At 49.7% G+C, this 22,091-nt stretch carries 21 protein-coding genes and 1 tRNA gene; 9 read left to right on the plus strand and 13 right to left on the minus strand.

The genetic code is table 11. The features are described 5' to 3' along the window. Positions 1-31: 31 nt before the first annotated feature. Complete coding sequence (gene murB, locus ACZ45B_RS13190; RefSeq protein ID WP_024545762.1) at positions 32-976, plus strand: UDP-N-acetylmuramate dehydrogenase; 945 nt, start codon at positions 32-34, stop codon at positions 974-976. 140 nt (positions 977-1,116) lie between these two features. Then, a complete protein-coding gene (locus tag ACZ45B_RS13195; RefSeq protein WP_024545761.1) occupies positions 1,117-1,449 on the plus strand; it encodes a YbaB/EbfC family nucleoid-associated protein in 333 nt (110 codons plus the stop codon). A gap of 145 nt (positions 1,450-1,594) precedes the next feature. On the opposite strand, the gene ACZ45B_RS13200 is transcribed toward ACZ45B_RS13195, so the two are convergent. The 5 genes from ACZ45B_RS13200 to lysA form a co-directional block, all read right to left on the minus strand. Further along, entirely contained in the window at positions 1,595-3,490 is a 1,896-nt protein-coding gene (locus tag ACZ45B_RS13200) for a caspase family protein (protein WP_024545760.1), read from the minus strand. 209 nt (positions 3,491-3,699) lie between these two features. After that, positions 3,700-3,773 (minus strand) — tRNA-Asp (locus ACZ45B_RS13205). Between the two features lie 90 nt (positions 3,774-3,863). Beyond that, a complete protein-coding gene (locus tag ACZ45B_RS13210; protein ID WP_024545759.1) occupies positions 3,864-4,601 on the minus strand; it encodes an isoprenyl transferase in 738 nt (245 codons plus the stop codon). A 15-nt stretch (positions 4,602-4,616) separates the two neighbouring features. After that, a complete protein-coding gene (gene cdaA / locus ACZ45B_RS13215; RefSeq protein ID WP_024545758.1) occupies positions 4,617-5,498 on the minus strand; it encodes a diadenylate cyclase CdaA in 882 nt (293 codons plus the stop codon). Positions 5,499-5,659: 161 nt separating this feature from the next. Further along, positions 5,660-7,048, minus strand: coding sequence for a diaminopimelate decarboxylase (lysA, locus tag ACZ45B_RS13220; protein WP_024545757.1), 1,389 nt, complete (start codon positions 7,046-7,048; stop codon positions 5,660-5,662). Positions 7,049-7,162: 114 nt separating this feature from the next. Here lysA and rimI point away from each other — a divergent pair, with 114 nt between their 5' ends. Continuing rightward, the gene (rimI, locus tag ACZ45B_RS13225; RefSeq protein WP_024545756.1) at positions 7,163-7,702 is read left to right on the plus strand and encodes a ribosomal protein S18-alanine N-acetyltransferase; all 540 of its coding nucleotides are present in this window, start codon (positions 7,163-7,165) and stop codon (positions 7,700-7,702) included. A 23-nt stretch (positions 7,703-7,725) separates the two neighbouring features. On the opposite strand, the gene ACZ45B_RS13230 is transcribed toward rimI, so the two are convergent. The 3 genes from ACZ45B_RS13230 to ACZ45B_RS13240 all read right to left on the minus strand — a co-directional run bounded on the left by ACZ45B_RS13230 (position 7,726) and on the right by ACZ45B_RS13240 (position 10,280). After that, positions 7,726-8,472: an alpha/beta fold hydrolase gene (locus tag ACZ45B_RS13230; protein ID WP_024545755.1), complete on the minus strand. Its 747-nt coding sequence runs from the start codon at positions 8,470-8,472 to the stop codon at positions 7,726-7,728. A 112-nt stretch (positions 8,473-8,584) separates the two neighbouring features. Next, positions 8,585-9,097, minus strand: coding sequence for a flavodoxin FldA (fldA, locus tag ACZ45B_RS13235; protein WP_024545754.1), 513 nt, complete (start codon positions 9,095-9,097; stop codon positions 8,585-8,587). 157 nt (positions 9,098-9,254) lie between these two features. Continuing rightward, positions 9,255-10,280, minus strand: coding sequence for a chlorophyll a/b binding light-harvesting protein (locus tag ACZ45B_RS13240; protein WP_024545753.1), 1,026 nt, complete (start codon positions 10,278-10,280; stop codon positions 9,255-9,257). A gap of 405 nt (positions 10,281-10,685) precedes the next feature. On the opposite strand from ACZ45B_RS13240, the gene xth reads away from it, so the two are divergent. Together xth and folP are read left to right on the plus strand one after the other, a co-directional pair. Beyond that, positions 10,686-11,468: an exodeoxyribonuclease III gene (gene xth, locus ACZ45B_RS13245; protein WP_024545752.1), complete on the plus strand. Its 783-nt coding sequence runs from the start codon at positions 10,686-10,688 to the stop codon at positions 11,466-11,468. A 4-nt stretch (positions 11,469-11,472) separates the two neighbouring features. Then, entirely contained in the window at positions 11,473-12,330 is an 858-nt protein-coding gene (folP, locus tag ACZ45B_RS13250) for a dihydropteroate synthase (RefSeq protein ID WP_024545751.1), read from the plus strand. On the opposite strand, the gene ACZ45B_RS13255 is transcribed toward folP, so the two are convergent. The 3 genes from ACZ45B_RS13255 to ACZ45B_RS13265 form a co-directional block, all read right to left on the minus strand. Continuing rightward, complete coding sequence (locus ACZ45B_RS13255; protein ID WP_024545750.1) at positions 12,308-13,744, minus strand: dihydrolipoyl dehydrogenase family protein; 1,437 nt, start codon at positions 13,742-13,744, stop codon at positions 12,308-12,310. The two genes, folP and ACZ45B_RS13255, sit on opposite strands and share 23 nt — an antisense overlap. A gap of 157 nt (positions 13,745-13,901) precedes the next feature. Continuing rightward, positions 13,902-14,918 carry a hypothetical protein gene (locus tag ACZ45B_RS13260; RefSeq protein WP_148293425.1) on the minus strand — a complete coding sequence of 339 codons (1,017 nt, stop codon included), beginning with the start codon at positions 14,916-14,918 and terminating at the stop codon, positions 13,902-13,904. A 67-nt stretch (positions 14,919-14,985) separates the two neighbouring features. Continuing rightward, the gene (locus ACZ45B_RS13265; protein WP_024545748.1) at positions 14,986-16,020 is read right to left on the minus strand and encodes a hypothetical protein; all 1,035 of its coding nucleotides are present in this window, start codon (positions 16,018-16,020) and stop codon (positions 14,986-14,988) included. Between the two features lie 222 nt (positions 16,021-16,242). Between ACZ45B_RS13265 and ACZ45B_RS13270 the strand changes: the two genes are divergently transcribed. Further along, positions 16,243-17,007, plus strand: coding sequence for a dienelactone hydrolase family protein (locus ACZ45B_RS13270; protein ID WP_024545747.1), 765 nt, complete (start codon positions 16,243-16,245; stop codon positions 17,005-17,007). A 255-nt stretch (positions 17,008-17,262) separates the two neighbouring features. Here ACZ45B_RS13270 and ACZ45B_RS13275 read toward each other — a convergent pair whose 3' ends face one another. Together ACZ45B_RS13275 and ACZ45B_RS13280 are read right to left on the minus strand one after the other, a co-directional pair. Beyond that, positions 17,263-17,622, minus strand: coding sequence for a hypothetical protein (locus ACZ45B_RS13275; protein ID WP_024545746.1), 360 nt, complete (start codon positions 17,620-17,622; stop codon positions 17,263-17,265). 159 nt (positions 17,623-17,781) lie between these two features. Next, entirely contained in the window at positions 17,782-18,699 is a 918-nt protein-coding gene (locus ACZ45B_RS13280; protein WP_024545745.1) for an FTR1 family iron permease, read from the minus strand. On the opposite strand from ACZ45B_RS13280, the gene ACZ45B_RS13285 reads away from it, so the two are divergent. The 3 genes from ACZ45B_RS13285 (at position 18,698) to glpX (ending at position 21,940) form a co-directional block, all read left to right on the plus strand. After that, positions 18,698-18,874, plus strand: coding sequence for a hypothetical protein (locus ACZ45B_RS13285; protein ID WP_158505983.1), 177 nt, complete (start codon positions 18,698-18,700; stop codon positions 18,872-18,874). The genes ACZ45B_RS13280 and ACZ45B_RS13285 overlap by 2 nt on opposite strands. A 254-nt stretch (positions 18,875-19,128) precedes the next feature. Then, positions 19,129-20,757, plus strand: a complete 1,629-nt coding sequence (locus ACZ45B_RS13290; RefSeq protein ID WP_096415492.1) for an NB-ARC domain-containing protein — start codon at positions 19,129-19,131, stop codon at positions 20,755-20,757. 145 nt (positions 20,758-20,902) lie between these two features. Next, the gene (gene glpX / locus ACZ45B_RS13295) at positions 20,903-21,940 is read left to right on the plus strand and encodes a class II fructose-bisphosphatase (protein WP_024545742.1); all 1,038 of its coding nucleotides are present in this window, start codon (positions 20,903-20,905) and stop codon (positions 21,938-21,940) included. Positions 21,941-22,091 lie beyond the last annotated feature (151 nt).

The following is a 22,091-nucleotide window of genomic DNA, read 5'->3' on the forward strand; positions in this document are numbered from 1 at the left end:
ACCCCCCACCCCCTTACCTCGGATAGAAACCATGGTTTGTTCCCCCTCCCGCTCCGAAACAGCATCTGCGTTGAATGGCGCAGTGGATTTCGATAATCTGATTCAAGCCCATGTCCCCCTGGCCCACTACACTTCTTTTCGTGTCGGGGGCCAGGCTGAATTTTATGCAGAGCCCAGTAATTTAGCCGAAACAGAAGCCTGTTTTGCCTGGTATCTCCAAAATCTAGACGGTTTTCCAATCACAATTTTGGGGGCAGGTTCTAATCTTTTGATCAGCGATCGCGGCATTCCTGGTCTCACGATTAACACCAAAAAAATCCGTTATTACCAAGCCCAAGAAGAGGCAGGTATCTTAATTGCCAGTGCTGGGGAGCCGATCGCCCGTCTGGCTTGGCAGGCAGCGAAGCGGGGTTGGAAGGGGCTGGAGTGGGCCGTGGGCATTCCGGGGAGTGTGGGTGGCAGTGTGGTCATGAATGCGGGGGCACACCAAGGTTGTGTGGCCGATCGCCTGGTGTGGCTAAAGGTTTTGGACCCCGATGGCACGATTCATCAGTTAAGCCCAGCGGATCTCGATTATCGCTACCGCACTTCAAATTTGCAGGGGGGCGATCGCCTCGTGCTAGAAGCCGCTTTTCAGCTAGAGCCTGGTTTTGATAAAGAAGCAGTGCGGGCCGAAACCAACCGTAACTTAAAAATGCGTAAATCTACCCAGCCTTACCATCTCCCCAGTTGTGGCAGTGTTTTTCGCAATCCATACCCCGAAGCAGCGGGTCATTTGATTGAACAAACAGGCCTCAAGGGTTATCAAATCGGAGGTGCTCAGGTGGCCGAACGCCATGCTAACTTCATTGTGAATTGCGGCGGGGCCAAGGCGATGGATATTTTTCGACTGATTCACCATGTCCAGGAACAGGTCGAACAAACCTGGGAAATTTTGCTCAAGCCTGAAGTGAAAATTCTAGGGGATTTTTCCTGACCAATCGTGTGGGGAAATCCCCTGGGGGCAACAAAGGGGAGCACAAGATATTAAGATAGGTTACGGATTAGATTTCCTCGGGGCCCAATTCCGAAGCAATTAATCTGCTAATCATTACTCTGTTTATTTTTTTAACCGCTATGGCACAAGGATTTGGATTAGGAAAAATGAAAGAGCTGGCTGCCGCGTTCCAGCAAGCCCAAAAGGTACAGGAAGGTGCAAAAAAGCTCCAGGAAGAATTGGAAGCGATGAACATTGAAGGGACCAATGGTGACGGTTCTGTCAAAGTCATCCTCAGCGGTAACCAAGAGCCCCGGGGCGTTGAAATTTCTGAAGCGGCGATCGCTAAAGGAGCCACCGAATTGTCCGCAGCGGTTTCTGAAGCTCTGACCGATGCCTACACCAAATCCACCGAAACCATGCGGAGCCGGATGGAAGAACTCACCAGTGGTTTGAACCTCCCTGGTTTTTAAAGTCGTTATTCCCAAGGTTTGACACAAGCCAGTATTTGCCGCCTCATTTGAAAAAAATGAAGGGAAGCACATTACGCAACTCATGCGAAATAACGATCTATAAAAATGTCCCCTGAGCTTTTCTAGGGGATATTTTTATGGCGTATTAACCCGCTTCAACCACAGTATGGCGTAGGTGCAGCCCGGCCCACTGGTTTGTCGCTAAAACATAGGTGTCCTTGGTAGCCTCTGTACCTTCCGGGGAAGTTTGGTGTAGATCACTGAGCAGGGCTTGAATCAGGGGCAGGGGTTTTTCTAATTTCTGAGGTATGGTTTCTAGCTCGCCAAATTGCTGCATTACCTGATTTTGAAAATTACTAAAGGGGCGATCGCCAATAATCCAATAGATAATCCAGGTTCCCAAGGGACGTAGGGCACTGAATTCTAACGTAGTGCCCACTGTGCTCATATTTAGAGCTACTCCCTCTTTTGGAGTTAATAAAAATAGTTCCTGTTTCGGACTTTGGGCAAAACCCAGTGCAAATAGAGGTTGTCCGCTGTTATTTTCTAAGCGGTATAGTCCCTTTTCTGCCAAAGCAAAGATCGCCTGGGGGCTCGTATTTCCCCTAGGCTGGCCCACCCTGAGGGGGGTGTTTTTTTCAGTAACGACCGTCGCGAAACGGTCGAGACGCTGGAGTTGGAGCTTAAGGGATAACTGGGTACTGGTCTCGTTGGCCAACAACCGTAGCCATTTAAGGGCGAGAAGCTGCTCTAGACGCGGCTGTAGACGCGCTACAGAAGACTGGATCGCTTCATTGGCATCACTGACGGGCACAATCCCCGCAACGTTTTTCCCGGTGATGGTACTCAACTGATAGCCGTCTTCAAAAACATAGTCCACCCAATCCTGGGGGCCACTAACGGTAGCAAGATGGGCAATATTGGCAAAGGCACTGGTGGCATCAACCCGTTCAATGCGACTGAGCTCCTCGGCAAAGGCAATTTTTAGGGACAGGCTGTGGGGTAAATGGCGCTTAACTTCCTGAAGAATTGTGCCAGGACTGGGGTCTTGGGAACTGGCTTTACCCTGACCAAACACGCCTGTTTTACTAGTGAGGAGAATTTTTTGGCTACTTTCCCCAAGGGCAATAAATTCGCTCCCAGGGGCGATCGCCTGGAGAATTTCTGGCCCCAGACCTCCGAGGTACAACCCAATGCCTGTCGCGCTTTGGGCCATGATATTACCCGGAGCAGGCGTCGTAACTTCCGGTGCCACACCATATAGAGCTGCGGACTTGGTCCCCAAAAGTTGCACCGTGGCTGGTTGGGCTTCATCACGGGGCAAGTGAATTGCAAAGTTACTTTGGCCACTGGTGACCGTTCCTAGGGGGTCAAAGGCAGAAAGATATTCCCCGAGGGTGGCGGTAAATAAGCCCACGGCCACCCCATTGATTTGTATCTCTGGGGTCACCCCCTGGGCCGCCGCCAAGAGCTGGATCAAAGGTGATCGCCCAAGGCCAAAGCCAGATTGAGCATCTTCTTCTAGAGTTACTAAGGCTGGTGTCGGTTGACTCTTGGGATAGGTGCGGCTATGCCAATAGGCCCCCAGAGAGTAGGGCGTATTATCAAAGCTCGTATCCAAGACCAAGACTGCCTGGGCCGGGTTCAATGTTTGCAGGAGCCGTTGAACTGTACTGAGGGCGATCGCCTCCGGTCCCTTTGTCCCTGGCAAAACAAGCGCTGGGATAGCACCTATGTCTGACTGTAAGCGTATGCCATAGCCACTAAAATGCACAAAAATCAGATCATCCGACTGGACTCGGTTCTGAAGTACCGTTTGAAACGCCGCTAAAAAACCAGAAACTGTCGCCTGCTCATCCTGCAGAGTCAAAATATTTTCGGCCGCAAACCCAAAGCGATTTTCTAGTAAGTTTCTTTGAATTTTAAGATCCTGCGGGGCTCCCCCTAGGTTGATCCCCGGGCCATAGTGATTAATGCCGACCAACAATGCCAACTTCCGACCCCGAAATTGCCCCAAAGCTAAGGCCGATTGGGAAAACATGGACGGCTGTACATACCCAGAAAAGCCTAGGGCACCCCATGCTACCCCCAGAGTTCGCAAAAAATCACGCCGACGCCATGTCATTGGTTACTGCCCTTGAAATCCTCATATCAGACTACCAGTACACCACAGTTCCTGGCTAGAGCCATTTCTTTCGGTTGCACTGACGCCAGAAGCCAGGATGTCTAGGTTGGTTTGTCTTTTTTCTACGGGACTGACGGGACTCGAACCCGCGACCTCCTGCGTGACAGGCAGGCATTCTAACCAGCTGAACTACAGTCCCAAGCGATTTAGGTCACTTTTAATAATATAAAATCACCAATGGAAAATGTCAACTCCTTCTCTAAAAAAAATTTCCTTCCCCTGGGCTCTTTTAGACGGTTGCTTTGCCAAAGCGCCGTTCCCGCTGCTGGAAAGCCAAAAGAGCTTGGTGGAGTTCTGTTTTATCAAAATCAGGCCAAAGGGTAGGCGTCACGTAAATTTCGCTGTAGGCCATCTGCCAGAGTAAAAAATTACTCAGGCGCATTTCGCCGCTGGTGCGAATTAATAGGTCTGGATCTGGGATGCCATGGGTATAGAGATGGTTGTTAATTAGGGTTTCGTCGATGTCGCTTGGTTTGAGTTCGCCGGCTGCAACTTTTGTGGCGATCGCCCGGCAAGCCTGGACTAATTCTTGGCGACCACCATAATTCGTGGCGACGGTGAATTGGATACCACTATTGTGCCGGGTTTGAATGACAGACCGTTGAATCTCTTCTTGGAGGGAATAGGGGAGAGAAGTGAGATCTCCCACAAAGCGAATTTGGATGCCCTTCGCTGCCCAGATTTTAATTTCCCGTCGGAGCACCTTCTCAAAGAGGGTCATGAGAAATTCTACTTCCGTGGGGGGGCGGCGCCAATTTTCTGTGGAAAAAGCATAGACTGTCAGGGCTTGGATCCCCCAATCTTGGCAGTAAGTCAGAATATTGCGGATCGTATCGACCCCTTTTTGGTGTCCCATGATTCTGGGTAAGCCGCGCTGTTGTCCCCAACGACCGTTGCCATCCATGATTACGGCGATATGTTTTGGAAGCCTCTGGGGGTCGAGGTCAGCAGGTAAAGGATGAACCATAGTTGCAGGGGAAGGTTAATCTTTTTTGATAAAGGGGAGTTTTAGATGCGCTAAGGATGTTAACAAATCTTTCCCTTGCGATTTTAGCCGACGGCTGAAGTCACTGAGGGACGTCGTTACAGATTCGCGATCGCCTGATTTGAAATAATCAGCGAGGAGCTCTCGGAGTTCACTACTGGTGAGGGGCCGGTTGAGCTCTCCCCTTTTTGCCAATGAAATGGAGCCTGTTTCTTCTGAAACAATGACACAAACGCAATTGTCTAATTGTGCGGTCACACTGCGGGCGGCAAGGTGACGGGTTCCCAACTGCCGAAATCCTGTTTTTTCTGAAAGATGAAACAAAATACGCGCAGCAATAACTCGGGTGTCGCGGATTAAGACAGCACCATCATGGAGAGGATTCTTATCATAAAAAATAGATTTGAGAAGTTCTTTTGAGACCTCTGCATCGATGGGAACCCCAGGGCGCAGAAAATCTTTTTGGTCAATGGGGGTAGAGGTGGTCTCAATTAAAATCAGTGCCCCTGTCCGGGATTGGGACAAATCCTTAACGGAGTCAACAATGCGATCGAGGACCTCATTTTCTGGGTTAATGCCCCGGGCCTCACTGGGAGTGAGGAGGTCGATAAATTCACCCCGGCCTAATTTTTCGAGGATACGCCGCACCTGGGATTGATAAAGGGTGGCGATCCCGACGGCAGAGACCAAAATTAATTTATCTAGTAGGGCAGAAAGGTATGGTAAACCATAAAGAGCTGCTAATTGGTGGGCAAGAACCAAAAGTAGAAAGCCCCGCATCAGGCGGACAGCCACTCGGTCTCGAACCACAAAAAGTACTAAATAAACTAAAAACAGTGTGAGTGCGATATCCGCAATCTTAAAAAGCCAGTCTGGCATCCTCTCCTACCACTACTTCAGCACAACTGACAACCTGCCATCAGACTCTATCATGTCACGATGGGGCTAATTTTCGACAAGAAAAAACGGGGTGATGGCGATCGCCCATAATAGGCATTTCCCTTGACCCCGTCCTTAAATTTTCACCCAATGAAAAAAAACTAATCTTGACGTAGCCGTTCCGGCAAGCAGTCTTGACGAACTAAATCTTCAAAAGTTTCACGACGGATAATGATCTGGGCTTCTCCTTTGTTGACAAGCACCGCCGCTGGCCGGCCAATGCGATTGTAATTGGAGGCCATACTGTAGTTATAGGCCCCCGTCGCCAGCACCACGAGAATGTCACCGGGCTGGGGTGTAGGCAGTTGGGCATCTTTAATCACCACATCCCCAGATTCACAGTGCTTACCCGCAATGGTGACCGTTTCTTCGCAGGGATCAGAAAGACGGTTGGCGATCGCCGCCCGGTAAACGGACTGGTAAGTGATCGGGCGGGGGTTATCGGACATGCCCCCATCAACAGAAATATAGGTGCGGATTTCGGGCACCACTTTACGGCTACCGACGGTGTAGGCGGTGATGCAGGCACTACCGACGAGGGAACGGCCCGGCTCAACAATGAGTTTTGGTAGGGCGATGCCATGGCTGCGGCAGGCAGCTTCCAGGGATTGGGCCACATTTTGGGACCAGGCTTCGATGCTTGGGGGATCATCGGATTCGGTGTAACGGATCCCTAAGCCACCGCCCAGGTTCAGAATTTCTGGCTGAAGGCCGTATTCAGCGGCTTTTTTATACCAGCCGGCCAGTACATCGCCTAGGTCTTTGTGGGGTTGCTGTTCAAAGATTTGGGAGCCGATATGGGCGTGGAGACCGACACAATTTAAGAATTCAGCCTCTTTCACCAGGGCAAAAACCGCTTCGATTTGGTTCGGGTCAAAGCCAAATTTACTGTCCAGGTGACCGGTGCGGATATATTCGTGGGTGTGGCACTCAATCCCTGGGGTCAGACGCAGGATGACATTGGCAACGGCTTGGCGATCGCCTGTCAGGTCCTTGAGCCATTCCAACTCCAGGAAGTTATCAACGATGATCGTGACGCCTTGGTCGAGGGCAAAGGCCAATTCTTCGCGGGATTTGTTGTTGCCGTGGAAGTAGATTTTTTTCGGGCTAACCCCAGCTTTGAGGGTGGTGTAGAGCTCTCCCCCAGAAACCACATCGAAGCCCAACCCTTCACTGTCGACAATGGCGGCGATCGCCATGCAGCTCCAAGCCTTGGACGCGTAGATCACCAAAGACTCCCCAGAGTAATATTTCTGGAAACTGTCGCGGTATTGGCGACAGGTGGTGCGCAAGGTCTGTTCATCGAGGATGTACAACGGGGAGCCATACTGTTTCACCAGATCAACAACATCACAACCACCGATGACCAGGTGATCGAGGCTATTCACCGTGGCCGTTAGGGGCGTCAAGCTTTGGTTGGGGGATAAGTTTTCTGGATTTTCGGGCAAATATTGGCGTCCAGAATTCTGGGTGGACTCTACGGTTAACATAAGCAGTTTTTCTAGGAAGCTTCCATAACAAATAAATAGTATTAAGCAGTTTAAAGTATCATCAGAGGCCTTTTGGGCATCGGCCTCGAATTTAGTGATTTCTTGAAAAAAACTGTGAGTCTAATTTCTCTCCAACTGCAGCCCCTGACTGCTAAACATATCCCCCAAGTGCTGGCCCTAGACCAGCTCTGTTTTGGTGGTCTCTGGTCAAAAGATGGCTACCTGCGGGAAATGGAAAGCCCCAATAGTACCCTGCTGATTTTGCCAGCCCCCCATGATCAAAATAAGCTCATTGGCTTGGGTTGCCTATGGTCCATCGTGGAGGAAGCTCACATCACAATTATGGCCGTCCATCCAGATCTACAGCGGCGGGGTTTGGGACAATTGATTCTTTTGGGGTTATTACGGGATGCTTGGCGGCGGGGCCTGGAGCGTGCCACGTTGGAGGTTCGCGCTTCTAACCATGGGGCGATCGCCCTCTACGAAAAGTTCGGCTTCCAGGTGGCGGGCCGCCGTAAGGGTTACTACCAAGCGACGGGAGAAGATGCCTTGATTATGTGGCGTAAGGGATTGGATCACCCAGAATTTGCGTCCCAGTTACAAACTTGGGAAACGGCGGTGGGCGATCGCCTCCAGTCCCATTTCCTCAGATAGCCTTGGGCCAAATCTCCCCAGGTCTAAGCACAATATTTTGAAGAGGAGAGCGGCGTAATTGGCTGAGCCCCTCGATTTAGGAATGTAGAAATTTGTTCGGCTACAGCTTGGGGATAGAAGTAATGGAAAAAATATCGCCCCTGGGGACATTGCCACAGAAGATCGCCTGTTTTTAACCAAGGCTGCCAGTCTGCTTGTAATTTGCGGTCTATCACCACATCATCGTCACTGCCGCAAACCAGGAGGGGCACTGAAACAGAGCGGGGGGATACCGACAAATTTTGGCAAATTGTATGGATGGGCAAGGCCGTTTTGAGGTCTGCTTCGAGGCGATCGCGCAGCTCGTAGATTGCCGCGGGGGACTGAATGCCAAAGAGATTGTAGACCGTCTGTTTTAGCAAAATTGACCGTGGACAGGGTAATAGGCGCAACTGGGCATAGTAATGGGCCTGCCAATCCACTGCTGGATAGGCCCCCACAGACAGCAAGGTGAGAGATTTGACCCGTTCTGGGTAATTGTAGGCATAGAGTAAAGCGACCAGTCCCCCCGTACCGTGGCCCAGCAAATGTACCGGGCGATCGCCCTGCTTTAGATAATCATGGAGCAATACCAAAACATCTTCAAGGGACTGGGCTTCATCCGTAGACTGGGAATATTCCCAACAGTTGACAGTGAATGTTTTTGAAAGTTGCTTTAAGAGTGGAACATCAAAAATCTTTAAAGCTGGATTGACATTAATCCACAGCAAATTATTTTCTTGATTTTTCATTTTATATGCAAATTAGAAATATTAAAGAATCTGACTTTTAAGCAATTTAATGATAAAAAAACAGAAGCCAATGAGAAAAAAGATATTCTCTCCTCACTGGCTCTGGATTAATTTATAGACCAAAGGCCACCTTGAGCTGGGCAACCCATTCTTGAATCCGTGTTTCAGTTAGTTCCGGTTGATTATCTTCATCAATGGCTAAACCCACAAACTGACCATCTCGCTCCGCCTTGGATTCGCTGTGCTCGTAACCAGTGGTAGGCCACTGCCCGACCGTTTTACCACCGAGGCTAGAAATTTTTGCTTCTAAAATGCCCATGGCATCCTGAAAATTATCTGCATAGCCTACTTGATCGCCGGCGCCAAAATAAGCAACTGTTTTACCCGAAAAATCTACTTGATCAAGGTCATCATAAAGCGCTTCCCAGTCTGACTGCATTTCGCCTACATTCCAAGTGGGACAGCCAATGATCAACTGATCAAAATCTTTTAACGCCTCTGTATCAACTTCAGCAACATCAAAAAGTGTAACGATATCTGAGCCGCCAAATTCTGCTTGGATCGCCTCGGCAATAGCTTCTGTATTGCCTGTTTGAGTTCCAAAAAACAAACCAATTTTAGCCATGATTCAAGTCCAACAAAACAAAGGTTATGTAGAGAAAAAATGATTCAATAAATGACCTAAAGAAGAAAAAAGGTCCCAAAATCACTAAATGGAACCCGATTGTCGATGAGAGGAAAATCTGTGTTGACAAAGCTGTCGTTAGTTGGCCCTGAGCGCCTTAGAGATCTGCGGGGTTAAGGGCTTTTTCAAGCCGGCGGAAATCAAATCCCATGGCTCTAAGGGCGTGCCAGAGATGGCCCTGCAAGAAAAAGAAGGCGAAGAAGAAGTGGGCATTTGCTAACCAAGCGCGAGAGGTGTGCTGGTTGAAAGGTAACTCGATGGTGTCTGCAAAGTAAGGCACAATGCTGAGTTTGACATCGAGCCCAGGTCCATAAAATTCCACAGGGTAAGCAGTGGTATTGACAGCGCAGAAGTAGGCCGCCACAAATCCAGCTAGGGCGATTCCCCCAAGGGAATAGGACAAAATTGCTTCTCCAGAGAACAAAAGGACTTTTTTCGTCCACTGGAGCGGCGGCACAAGAATATGCCAGATCCCACCAGCTACCAGTAATACACCGACATAGATATGACCACCGACAATATCTTCGAGATTGTCAACGCTGGCGAAATGGGTTTGATAGCCATAAATGACGCTCGGATCCAATGTGGGAGCTGTCACTAAACGGACAGTTTGGGTCGCTGTATCGTACAAACCACCGAAGTACATGGCCTTAGCGACCAGGAGAAATGCCCCCAGGCCAAGTAGTAGTAGGTGATGACCTAAAATGAGGCCCAATTGTTTGGGATCTTCCCAGTCGAAATGGAAGCGACGGGCCCGACCCGTGGTGGCTTTCAGATCCTGGGGACCACGCAAGACATGGAATAACCCCCCAGCAGCCAGAACCGCCGAGGAAATTAGATGGATCGCCCCAATCACAAAATAGGGCTCTGTGTTGATAGTGCCGTTGCCTGTGATTCCAAGACCAAGGGTTGCGAGGTGGGGCAAGAGGATGAGATTTTGCTCTCCCATCGGTACGCTTGGATCAAAGTAAGAAATTTCAAACAGGGTAAAGGCTCCTGCCCAAAAAACGATCAGTGCGGCATGGGCCACATGGGCGCCGATGAACTGCCCGGAAAGGTCGGCAAAACGGGCATTACCCGCCCACCATTCGTATCTAACGTCTGGATTATCGTAGGTTTGCATCGTGATTTTTAAAGAGTGTTCGTTCTAATCAAGCCAATCCTTTATTGCTTATTTATCTCAATAAAAGACTGATTTTATATTAGAATTATTTTCAACAAAGTCAAGTTAACTTTTGTAAAATACCACATCCTTATCCTGGGCGAACTTTCAAGAAATCCCTTGTGGTAAGTCTTTTACGCCTGAGGTAAGGTTTACGGGGCGGTGATTGGGGAATTCCTTTTGCAAACTTATAGCGATATCAAAAGATTTCTATGTTTTGCCTGAAACATTTACTGAAAAAGATTACTATGTGTAGTCTATGGTTAAGGGAATAGTGACGGTCAAAGGTCGGGCGATCGCCCTGGCTGGATTAGCATCTTCCATGGCAAACTGCGGTAAATTAGCTAAGTCCAATTTTCGAAGCCCATGCAAATTGCCACCTGGAACGTTAATTCGGTGCGTTCTCGCCAAACCCACATCAGTCAATGGCTAGAAACCACAGGGGTCGATCTTCTCTGCCTCCAGGAAACGAAGGTGGTGGATGAAGACTTTCCCCGGGAACCCTTTGAGGACCTGGGTTACCATGTCTACATTTCTGGGCAAAAATCCTATAACGGGATGGCACTCCTCAGTCGCGAACCGCTACAGGATGTTGTGACTGGTTTTGCGCCCATCGTCGGTGAGGCGATCGCCCAGGATTTCGACGACCAGAAGCGGGTAATTTCTGGGATGCTCAGGGATGTGCGGGTGGTGAATCTCTATGTGCCCAATGGTTCTGCCGTCGGTAGCGAAAAATATAAATACAAACTGGGCTGGTTTGGGGTACTCAAGCCTTATTTAGAAAAACTCGTGGCCGAAGGCCAAGGTATTTTAATGTGTGGCGACTTTAATATTGCCCTGGAAGACCGCGATATTTATATGCCAAAGAAAGCAGACCACATCATGGCATCCCCAGTGGAACGGGAAACCTTGACGGAAATTTTAGACCTCGGCTTTCAGGATGTCTTCCGCAAATTTAATCAAGATGCAGACCAATTTAGCTGGTGGGACTATCGCACAAAGGGATTTAGTCGCAATCGCGGTTGGCGCATTGATCACATTTATCTCACAGAAAAACTCTACGGCCAGGCGAAACGCTGTTGGATCGACCGGGAGCCGCGCGGTTGGGAAAAACCCAGTGACCATACCCCCGTGATTGTGGAGCTGTAGAGCCATGGAACTCCTGACCCTCCGGAATCAAACCTTCACCTGGGGCGATCGCACCTATGTGATGGGCATCCTCAATGTTACCCCCGACAGTTTTAGCGATGGGGGCCAGTTTAATTCTGTCGCCTCAGCCCTGGCCCAGGCGGAAAAAATGGTCGCCGCCGGCATCGATATCCTTGACATTGGCGGCCAGTCTACTCGCCCTGGATCGGCGCAAATTTCCCTAGAGGAAGAGCTAGAGCGTACCATTCCTGTGATTCAGGCGATCCGCGGACGGTTTCAAACGGTCATTTCCATCGACACTACCCGGGCCGCCGTGGCACAACAGGCGATCGCCGCCGGCGCAGACATAATTAACGATATTTCCGGGGCGACCTTTGACGACCAGATGTTAACAGTGGTCAAAGAGTTGGCCGTGCCGATTATTTTGATGCACATCCGGGGTACACCCGAAACCATGCAGAGCCTCACCGACTATCAAGATCTAATGGCCGATCTGAAAACTTTTTTCCAAGCACGCATCGATGCAGCCTTGGTCTTAGGAATCCCCCCAAAGCACCTGATTCTCGATCCAGGCATCGGTTTTGCTAAAACAGCCCTGCAAAATTATGACCTCATCCGCCATCTCCAAGATTTTCGTGACTTAGGTTATCCTCTCTTGGTGGGGCCGTCCCGTAAAAGCTTTATTGGCCATATCCTCAACGAAAGCGATCCCACAAAACGGGTCTGGGGGACAGCGGCGGCCTGTGCGGGGGCGATCGCCTTTGGAGCAGATATTCTCCGGGTCCATGACGGCCCAGAGATGATCGATGTGGCAAAAATTGCCGATGCTATCTGGCGACCTAAATGGAGCGGAGAAAGCTAAAAAACTTCGTCAAAAAGTTCTGGAGTTTCACATTGTCTGTGTATTTTTTCTTCGCTAACAACAGGGCTGTTTTACTGTTAATTTCGCTCAGGGTGGGATAAATATGAATCCCCGTCAAAGCCGATACGGGTAAGCGATAGCTCATCGCCAGCACAATCTCATGGATCAGCTCTCCGGCCTGTGAGCCAACTAAGTGGGCCCCAAGAATTTCACCATTTTTACGGGTGATCAGTTTACTGAGGCCCACGGTCTTATTTTCTGCTTGGGCCCGATCTACCGCCGCAAAGGGCAATTGAAAAACGAGCACATCGCCGTGGCGTTGGCGGGCTTGCGCCTCGGTGAACCCCACCCGAGCCACTTCCGGATCGGTGAAGGTTGCCCAGGGAATGACGCGGTAGTTGGTACTTTTAAGGAACAATTTCAGGGGACTAAGGGCATTTTGTAAGACGACCACTGCTTCATAGGCCGCCACATGGGTAAATTGGTAGCCACCAATCACATCGCCACAGGCAAAAATCCGACCATTGGTTGTTTGTAGTTTTTCATTGACGCAGATCCCTTGGTCGTTGTACTCCACCCCTGCTGCTTCTAGGTTGAGAGATTGGACGTTGGGCGATCGCCCAGTGGCCAAGAGAATTTCATCGGCGATCGTCGCCACCTGGGAATCATCTTCGGTGTAGAGGTGTTTTTTCCCCTTGACCACTTCCACTCGTTTCAAGCGGGCATTTTTGAGGATTTTGATCCCCTCCTGGATAAATTGCTGCTCCAGAACGGCGGCCACCTCCGGCTCTTCTTTTGGCAACAGGCGATCGCCCCCTGTAATCAATGTCACCTCAGTGCCCAAACGGTGAAACCCTTGGCCCAACTCGCAACCCATCGGCCCTGCCCCAATCACCGCCAGAGATTTTGGCTGTTCCGCAAGGGAAAATACCTGTTCATTGGTGATAAAGTCGACGGCTTCGAGTCCTTCTATGGCTGGGATGGTCGCTCGAGAGCCAGTGGCCACCACAAAAGCCCGGGCCGTCAGTTTGCGGCCATTGACCAGGAAAGTTGTTTCATTGAGAAATCGTCCTTCACCGAAAATGACCTCCACCCCTAATTCCCGAAAGCGCTCTGGGGAGTCGTGGGGTTCGATGGTGGCGATCGCCTTCTGCACATGGCCGATCACCTCTGGGAAGTTAATCTCCGGTGCCTCGGCACAAATTCCGACCTGCCTTGCCTGTCGTACCTGATGGGCGACCTTCGCCGCATGGAGAAAAGATTTACTGGGTACACAGCCAGACCAGAGACAATCTCCTCCCAGGCGGTTTTTTTCGACGAGGGCAACTTTGGCGTTCAACTGCGCCGCTGCACTCGCCACCACTAAGCCCCCAGACCCCCCGCCGATAACAACGATATCGAAATCCACAGCCACAGTTTTCGTTCTCCTTCAGCAAGGTTAATTGCTTTTATTTTGCGGTATTTTGCAGAAAATTTAACGGCATGTGTCACTGGAGCTAAAATTCGCCAGAAAAAGCGCAATTTTCGTGAAGCCATTGGGCTTATCTAGGTGCTTCTGCCCTTTTCATTATTTAAGGACAAAGGAGTCTCAGACTGCCTGGGGGCGAAGTGCGATGGCAACGGTAGCTCTCAAAGGTATAAATTTGCGAGTTGGCGGGCTCATAAAACACCCCATGAACAAGCTGTTGCACACTGTCATCGGCAACCCGTTCTAACCAGATGCCCTGATAGCCACCGCCATTGCCCGGATAGTTATCAATAAAAACTTCCACCCAGGGTCTTGCCTCGGAAGTGCCTTCGGGAACTTCCGTCGGTGGCAACCAACCTAAGCTTGGGTCATACCAACCTGCCTGTTGCGCCAGGGCCCGCACTAAAACATAAATTGCTTGGGAGTCACTTTCCCAGGGGGCTTGTTCTGGGGAGAGGGTCGTTGCTTCCCGCCATTCACTGCCGTCAAAATTTAAAAAACTCAAATCAGTGCAGTTGCCAACAAAATCACAGGATTCATTTATTTTGCTCTCGAAGGGAAAGGTTTGACCCTCGGTATATTCTGGCAGCAATTCAGCGGTCCTCCCCATAATGGGCATAAAGGTAAAAGACCAAGCCCGATGGGGCGATCGATTATTGAGGCTTGGGTCGGCATTTGCCGCGCCATAGTTGTCCACTAAATCCTGATAGAGCGTTGGTGAAAGATTATAGTGATCGACAGTCACCGTATTTAGCTGCTCTCGGCCATCGTCAATGAGAGTCGGTGGTGATAGGCGAAGTCTGACCCGCCAGGCTGGTAGATCAGGGACACCACTCAGACGAGCTGCATACTCGAGGGGGCCCATGTTCTGGAAGTAGCGTAATCCCTCTGGCGAAAGACTATCTGGTGTCGGCACCTGGGCAATCAGGGTTGGTGACGCCGGGGCCGGTGGCTCTGCTGTCTGACTCCTCGATTGAGAAAGGGCTCCCCCAGTATTTTGTGTTTCTGCTGTTGCGGGTACTTCTGGGTTCACCTTGGCAGAATCAACAGACTGGCTGCAGGCTGTGATGAAGGCGATCGCTGCCCCGATTGATAACCAAACTAAATTTTTAATGGACATGGGTTTAACCTCGATAAACATGATTGAGTTGTGAGCTTTGACTTAAGGAAGATTGCCAACGCTCGATCTACTGTCTCGTGCCCGTCCAATCACCACCATCACTGACCGGATCATCGCAATAACTCCAACTGCCCTCGAAGCGACTGCCACCATCTACTAGCCGAAAACTGAGACCTCCCCAATAGGAAGAGCCATTTTTTTGGGTGTCACAAGACCTCGCCGCCGCAGTTTCAACCCAATAGCCCGTGAAAGTATCACCAGTGACGATGCCAGAAATCGTGGACTCTCCATTGCCATAGGAGCCTGCCGTCGTATTACCTTGAGTGCTTAATGTCATCTGACCCCAAGTAGTGTCCCAGGTTCCATCAAAGTTACTTCCTGTCATCTCCCCAGACGGAGTATTTCTCGGGACGATGGCACCCTGCAGCGGTTCACTGAAACGGAAGTCGTCAACATTGATATGGCCCCAGGCCTCAGAAGATTGGTCAACAATGCGAAGCACGCCTATTCTGCCCTGGAATGGTGTTAAGTCCCAAATTTCCTGGGTCATTGTTTCCGTATCTTGCCCAAAAGCTTGCAAGACGGGTTGACCATTGACCAAAAGTTCAACACGAGTATCTGGACCGCTGCCCCCTCCGACTAAAAAAGAAAGTGTGCCTCCAGGAATGGTAAATTCCGGGGAAGTCAATGTACCTTGGGGAGCATCATCTTGGATTTCCCCTGGGGTTTGACCGGCCTGTCCTTGATATTTTTCATAGGTGCCGATCCAGTAGCGCCCTTGATGCTGAGCAGGCATACCGCGATCGCGCGCCGTAGGATTATCGTCTAGGGTCGGCTGAAATTGAAAGGCATCTCCTGTCTGGGTCCAACCATGTAAATCTCCTGTTTCAAAATCAAGGGTAAAAGATTGTTCTCCCTGGTCTGTGATGGGTGCTATGGGCTCAGATGGTGTTTCTTCGGGGTTTGAGGCTGTCGCTACTGGGCTTTCTTCTGGGGATGTCTGGTCTAGAAAAGGGGTAATACTTTGGAGATCACATCCCCCAAGGGTAATTGAGAACAAGAGCAATAGGGGCGAAATTTGATTAGATAAAGCGCTTTTCATATGAGAGCCCGTAAGCGGCAGAATTTTTTCGTGTGGATGTTTATTACTGGGGGACTAGTGGCGAGGGACTAAAACTTATGCAGACTTAGACAGCGATCGGACTAACAGCATTTTCTCGGGTCGCTACAATGTGATGGCTGGATCAGCTGGCGATCGCCATAACTGATCGTGAACTGGCCCGATATTAGTGATTGTATAAATGCTGAGGAGAGACCCTTAAAGATGTTACGAAAAATCTTTTTATTGGCTGGGCTTGTGGGCTTAATGGGCATCCAAAAACCCGTCCAAGCGGATGTGGTAGCTTACCCTTTAACCTACAACATTGGCAGCCAAGAATTTGAAGGATATGTCGCTCGCAATGAAGGCTTTGGGGACAATCAACCCATTGTGCTCTTGGTCCATGATTGGGATGGTCTCAATCGTTATGAACAAATGCGTGCGAATATGCTCTCCACCCAGGGCTATACGGTATTCGCCGTGGATCTCTATGGCCAAGGAGTCCGTCCGCAAAATGTGGCGGAGTCCCAGGCAGAAAGCGGTAAGCTCTATGGCGATCGCCAATTAATGCGCGATCGCCTCATGGCGGCCCTCTCCGTTGCCCAAAGACTTGAGGGAGTTGATCCTAGTAGAGTGGCAGTTATTGGCTACTGCTTCGGTGGTGCTGCGGTCCTAGAAATGGCCCGAGCCGGGGCCGACTTAGATGGCTTTGTTTCGTTCCACGGCGGTCTAACCCTACCCGAAGGACAAGACTACAGCCAAACCCAAGGGCCCATGCTGGTGCTCCATGGCTCTGCTGATCCCGTGGCGCCCATGGCAGAAGTAGCTGCATTAGCGACGGATCTCAATGAAGCTGGGGTGACCTATGATATGCAAATTTATGGAGGAGCGCTCCACTCTTTCACCAAGTGGGATTCGAGCGACTACGACCCCCAGGCTGATTTGAAATCGTGGAATGGCATGCTGGATTTTTTGAAAACAATATTCTAGGGTGATTGTCTCGAGTCAACCCCAAATATTGGCGTATTAGAAAAGCATAAAAGCTTGGCAAGATTCCCACTTATTTGGGTAGAAGCCAAGCTTTTTATTTTTGACTTAAATGTCAAAAATTACCGGACAGCCAGGGTGAAACAAGATCTGCAAAGAGAGCGCTGTGCGCCCAAGCTCAAGGCAGTTATATTTCTTTTTTTCACCAAGCCCTCGAAGAATAGAGCTTGTTTTACAGATATGGCTTGATTTATGACCCTAAAAACCATAATCGGAACTAACTTCTACGGCACAACCAGCAGTGTGCGCGCAATCGTACATTTTGACGCGGACGCTAAAGTTGCCTTCATAGGGCGCTTGGACGATGGGAAAGGAATCATCTAGGGTGTCTGAGTCCACAATCCGGCCAGCGGAGTCATAGAGGAATAGATCTAAGTCATAGCAATCTTCATCGCAACTGGCATAGATATCTTCCCCTGCATAAAAGTAACCGGAGACTGTTTCTTCTTCACCGTCATAGAGCCATAATGCGCGGTCCTGGGCAACTGTTGGTTTTGGGAAAAGAGCACCGTAGCACAGGGCTAAGCCAAAAGCAGCCGACAAGAATAGGCGTGACATGATTGTAAACCTCACCAATGGGAAGGGGAATCGCAATTATGGTTGAATTGCTATTTTGAAGCGAGAATAAAGCTAGGATTTTGCACTAACTTTTCCTATTCCAATTCTACTGGAGAAATCCGTTGGGGATTGGCTTGAGTAATATCTTTTCAAGCATTTTTAGCTGGATTCTTTGGGTCTATAAAAAAGACCAAGACTCTGGAGATAAATAGTCCCTACGGAGGTTAAAAAGAGGACATAGGCGATCGCCTGGGCAAGATAAATTTTTTGGCGATAACCCAGAAGAGATTTTAAGAGGATCCCTGGAAATTGCTTATCTGGTAAAGTTTCCGACCAATCCCATAGCTGCACACCGAGGACGCAAGCAGGGCCGGGGGAAATGCAGAGGGCTTGATATTGGGGCTGTACCTGCACAAAAAGGGCGATCGCCTGGTCAATATGCTTGAGAACACCGACCACCAAGCCGGCAATAATCAACAGCAAGAAAATCCCCATCACCTGGAAAAAGAGCTTGACATTGATCCGCGCCCCCAAGGCAAATAGAAAAATCCCTAATATGGTCGCAACCAACAGCCCGGCGATCGCCCCGGCCCCTGGTAATACCCAGCCCGACTGAAACTGGGCCACCATAAAGATCACCGTTTCAAATCCTTCCCGCAGAACCGCGATAAAAATCAGAGAAAATACTGCCCATTCAACCCCTTCGGTCTTCTGCAATGCCCCCTGTAAAGCACCTTCGATCTCGGCTTTGAGTGATTTGGCTTGGCGTGTCATCCAGATCAGCATCCAACTCAACATGGCGATCGCCACTACCCCAAAACTCCCTTCCAGAACTTGTTTCACGATGGGCGTATAGATTCCATCTCCTGTGGTGAGCCCCAGGAGCAAGCCCCAGATCCCCCAACCCACCAAAACACTCGCCCCCAAGCCCGCAACAATTCCCCCATAGACCCATTTCTGCAGAGACATTTGCTCTGTTTTGGCGAGGCAAGCCAGAACAATGCCCACCACAAGAGCCGCCTCAAAACCTTCCCGTAACGTGATGACAAAGGCTGGTAACGCCGCGCTGATGTCCATGAATTCCCCAATTATTTACTTAAATGTGTTGAGTGGCCGGAATAGACTCTCTGTTTTTTTGTTGATGGTAAAGGATTTTTTGCCGCTGGGGGCGATCGCCAAAATTTTGGCCGACCCGACTGGGATCACTGCAAAAATGATCGCCATTTCTGCCATAAATTACCGACGGACTTGAATTAACGTCTTTTTGCTTGACTGTTTGGTCAAAAATATTTTGTTACTTATGCCAAAAATACATTGTTTAGAGAGTCTTTTGGATTTTTAGGCTGTGATAAAAGTCACATTGTTCATAAATTCATATTATTCACAACTTTCTAGTGATCGCACCAGGAAAGAAAGGAATACAGATAAACTGTTGGGTAGTCGCCTTAGTGTGTGGCAGAGCATTGTCTTTTTCCCGGGTCTTTTCTACCGATCGCACAGTACCATATGACTAACCTCACACTCCTAAAGCTCTCCATTTGGCTGAGTTACAAGCATGGAACTCCCCTGGATGGACTGCGCCAAGAGCTGCTGTTGCGAGCGTTAGAAGGGCATAAGCTCAAAGATATTCAAGTAGATGGTTATTCCCCCAGTTACATCAAACGGGTTATCGCCCCAGATCTTTGGAAGCGCATCGGGCGCTACTGCAATCAACGGGTGGGCATTCGTTCCCTATCCCTGGCCTTAACCACGAAGTATGAGCAGCTCTCAGAAGCAGAAAAAGCAGCAGTAGAAAAGATTTTGCCCAACGGCATGGTAGCAGCAGATAAGTGTCAAGCCCTTACCCCAGGTGCATTGCGTTACCGAGGTATCCCCAAAAATAAGCATGCTTTTTATAATCAAGAATCTTTAGCCTTGACCTTGACCCAGTGGTTGCAGCAGGGGGAGAAGTCCTTAATTTTTGTTTTGGGTGGTGGCGGGATCGGGAAAACAACCCTCGTGAGTGAGGTCCTGCGAAGTCACCCGATTCTTTCCCCCAAGACCCTCTGGTGTAACATCAGTGAGCGATTGACCTTCGCAGATAATTTCGCCTTGATCCAACAGCAATGGCAATTGGGTGATGGTAATGCCGGGGCGATCGCCCAACTTCAGACCTATCTAAAGAAACAATCACAGATCTTAGTTTTTGATCATTGGGAATTGTTGTTTGCCAGGGCTTGTTTGTCGGGCAACTACCAGCCACAACATGAAATTTATTTAGAATTTCTTGAGGCGATCGCCAAAGAACCCATGGCCGGTACGGTGGTCGTTATTTCTCGAGAACATTCCCCTTCCCTAGAGGCGCTCGCAGCAGAAAACCCCAGGGTCGCATCCCTAATTGTGAGCGGCCTAAGCAACCTTTTCGCCCAACAAATTCTCCAGGAATATCAACTGCAAGATGCAGAGCTTTGGGCTGATTTTGTTGAAACTTACCGGGGCAATCCCCTCAAGTTACGCCTCATCGCGTCCGGTATTCAGGAGTGGTATGGCGGCTCCATCGCGCAATTCCAAAATCAAGAGACAGTGATCGGTGGTAATACCCTCCGGGATATTCTCTACAATTTGACTTGCCATATCTCGAACTCAGAACAGGAAGTGTTGTATTGGCTGATGCTTTGGGGCAAATCGATCACCCTTGAGCAGCTCCAGTCGAATTATCATCTAGAAATGCCCTTCGCCAGTGAAGTGTGGGATGCGGTGCGTTCCCTTGATCGACGCTTTCTCCTCGAAAAAAAAGACAATCAACGCCCTCACTTTGGCCTCCAACCTTCGATCCAGCGTTTCCTTGTTCAGGAATTCACCCGGGAATGTTGCCGGGAAATTACCCAGGCGATCGCCAATTTTCCCACCCTTAAATTTGAATATCTCAAACATTATCCCCTCATTCCCCAAGGAGCAGACCCGAATATTATTACCTCCCCTGTGATTTGCCCAATCCTCAAAGGAATCGAGACCTATTACCGCGATCCCAATCAAGTTGAAGCCCATCTCAAGCACCTTGCCCAAGCCGTCGTCCCTACGATATCGCTGCGCCATGACTACAGCCAAAGTAACCTAACGCTGCTCTACGATACCTTTGTGACTTATTTTCTTTAGGGGTTTGGGGACTAGGTTGTGGGGGAAAAACTTTTCGAGGAATCCTCTGAGGCGATCGCCTTTCTCTGATAGACTTTGGGGTGTTTACATAAAAAACTTAATGACTGAATTTAGATAACCAGTCATCGTCTGGAGGATAACAAGCGTGGAAAGTACCCTCGGTTTAGAAATCATTGAAGTCGTCGAACAAGCGGCGATCGCCTCCGCTAAGTGGATGGGGATGGGCGAAAAAGACACCGCTGACCAAGTGGCCGTCGAAGCAATGCGCGAACGCATGAACCAAATCCATATGCGCGGTCGCATTGTCATTGGTGAAGGGGAACGGGATGATGCCCCCATGCTCTACATCGGTGAAGAAGTGGGGATCTGTACCCGCGAAGATGCAAAAACCTACTGTAACCCCGATGAATTAATCGAAATCGACATCGCCGTTGACCCCTGTGAAGGCACAAACCTCGTAGCAAATGGTCAACCCGGCTCCATGGCAGTGCTGGCAATCTCCGAAAAAGGCGGTCTCTTCCATGCCCCCGACTACTACATGAAGAAGCTTGCTGCCCCCCCAGCCGCCAAAGGAAAAGTAGATATTCGTAAATCTGCCACCGAAAACATCAAAATTCTCTCTGAATGCCTCAGTCGCGATCCTGAAGAACTCGTGATCGTCGTGATGGATCGTCCCCGTCACAAAGATTTGATCAAAGAAATCCGGGCCACTGGTGCACGGGTACGTCTAATCAGCGACGGTGACGTTTCTGCGGCAATTTGCGCCGCGTTTGCAGGGACAAACATCCATGCCCTTATGGGGATCGGTGCTGCACCTGAAGGGGTAATTAGTGCTGCGGCAATGCGTTGTCTTGGTGGTCACTTCCAGGGTCAATTGATCTATGATCCTGCGGATGTAAACACCCCCGAAAGCGCTGGCTGGAGCCGTGAAGACAACATCGAACGCCTCAAGTCTATGGGCGTTACGGATCCTGACAAGGTCTACGAAGCGGAAGAATTGGCTTCTGGTGAGACTGTCCTCTTTGCGGCCTGTGGGATTACCCCAGGCACTCTGATGGAAGGTGTGCGCCTCTTCCATGGTGGCGCTCGCACCCAGTCTTTGGTTATTTCCAGCCAATCCATGACGGCTCGTTTTGTCGACACGATTCACATGTGGGACAACCCCCAAACAATCCAACTCTAGGGTTAGTTTGATTTAAGCAAAAAAGGGCGATCGCCGCAGGGAGATCGCCCTTTTTGCTGCCATGGGGCCAGGGGCGTTACGTTAAGTAAAAATAAACTTTCTTTACAAAACCTTTTGTCCCGAAATGTTCGGAGACTACATTGCATAGGAA

The sequence above is a fragment of the Picosynechococcus sp. NKBG15041c genome, assembly GCF_055380235.1.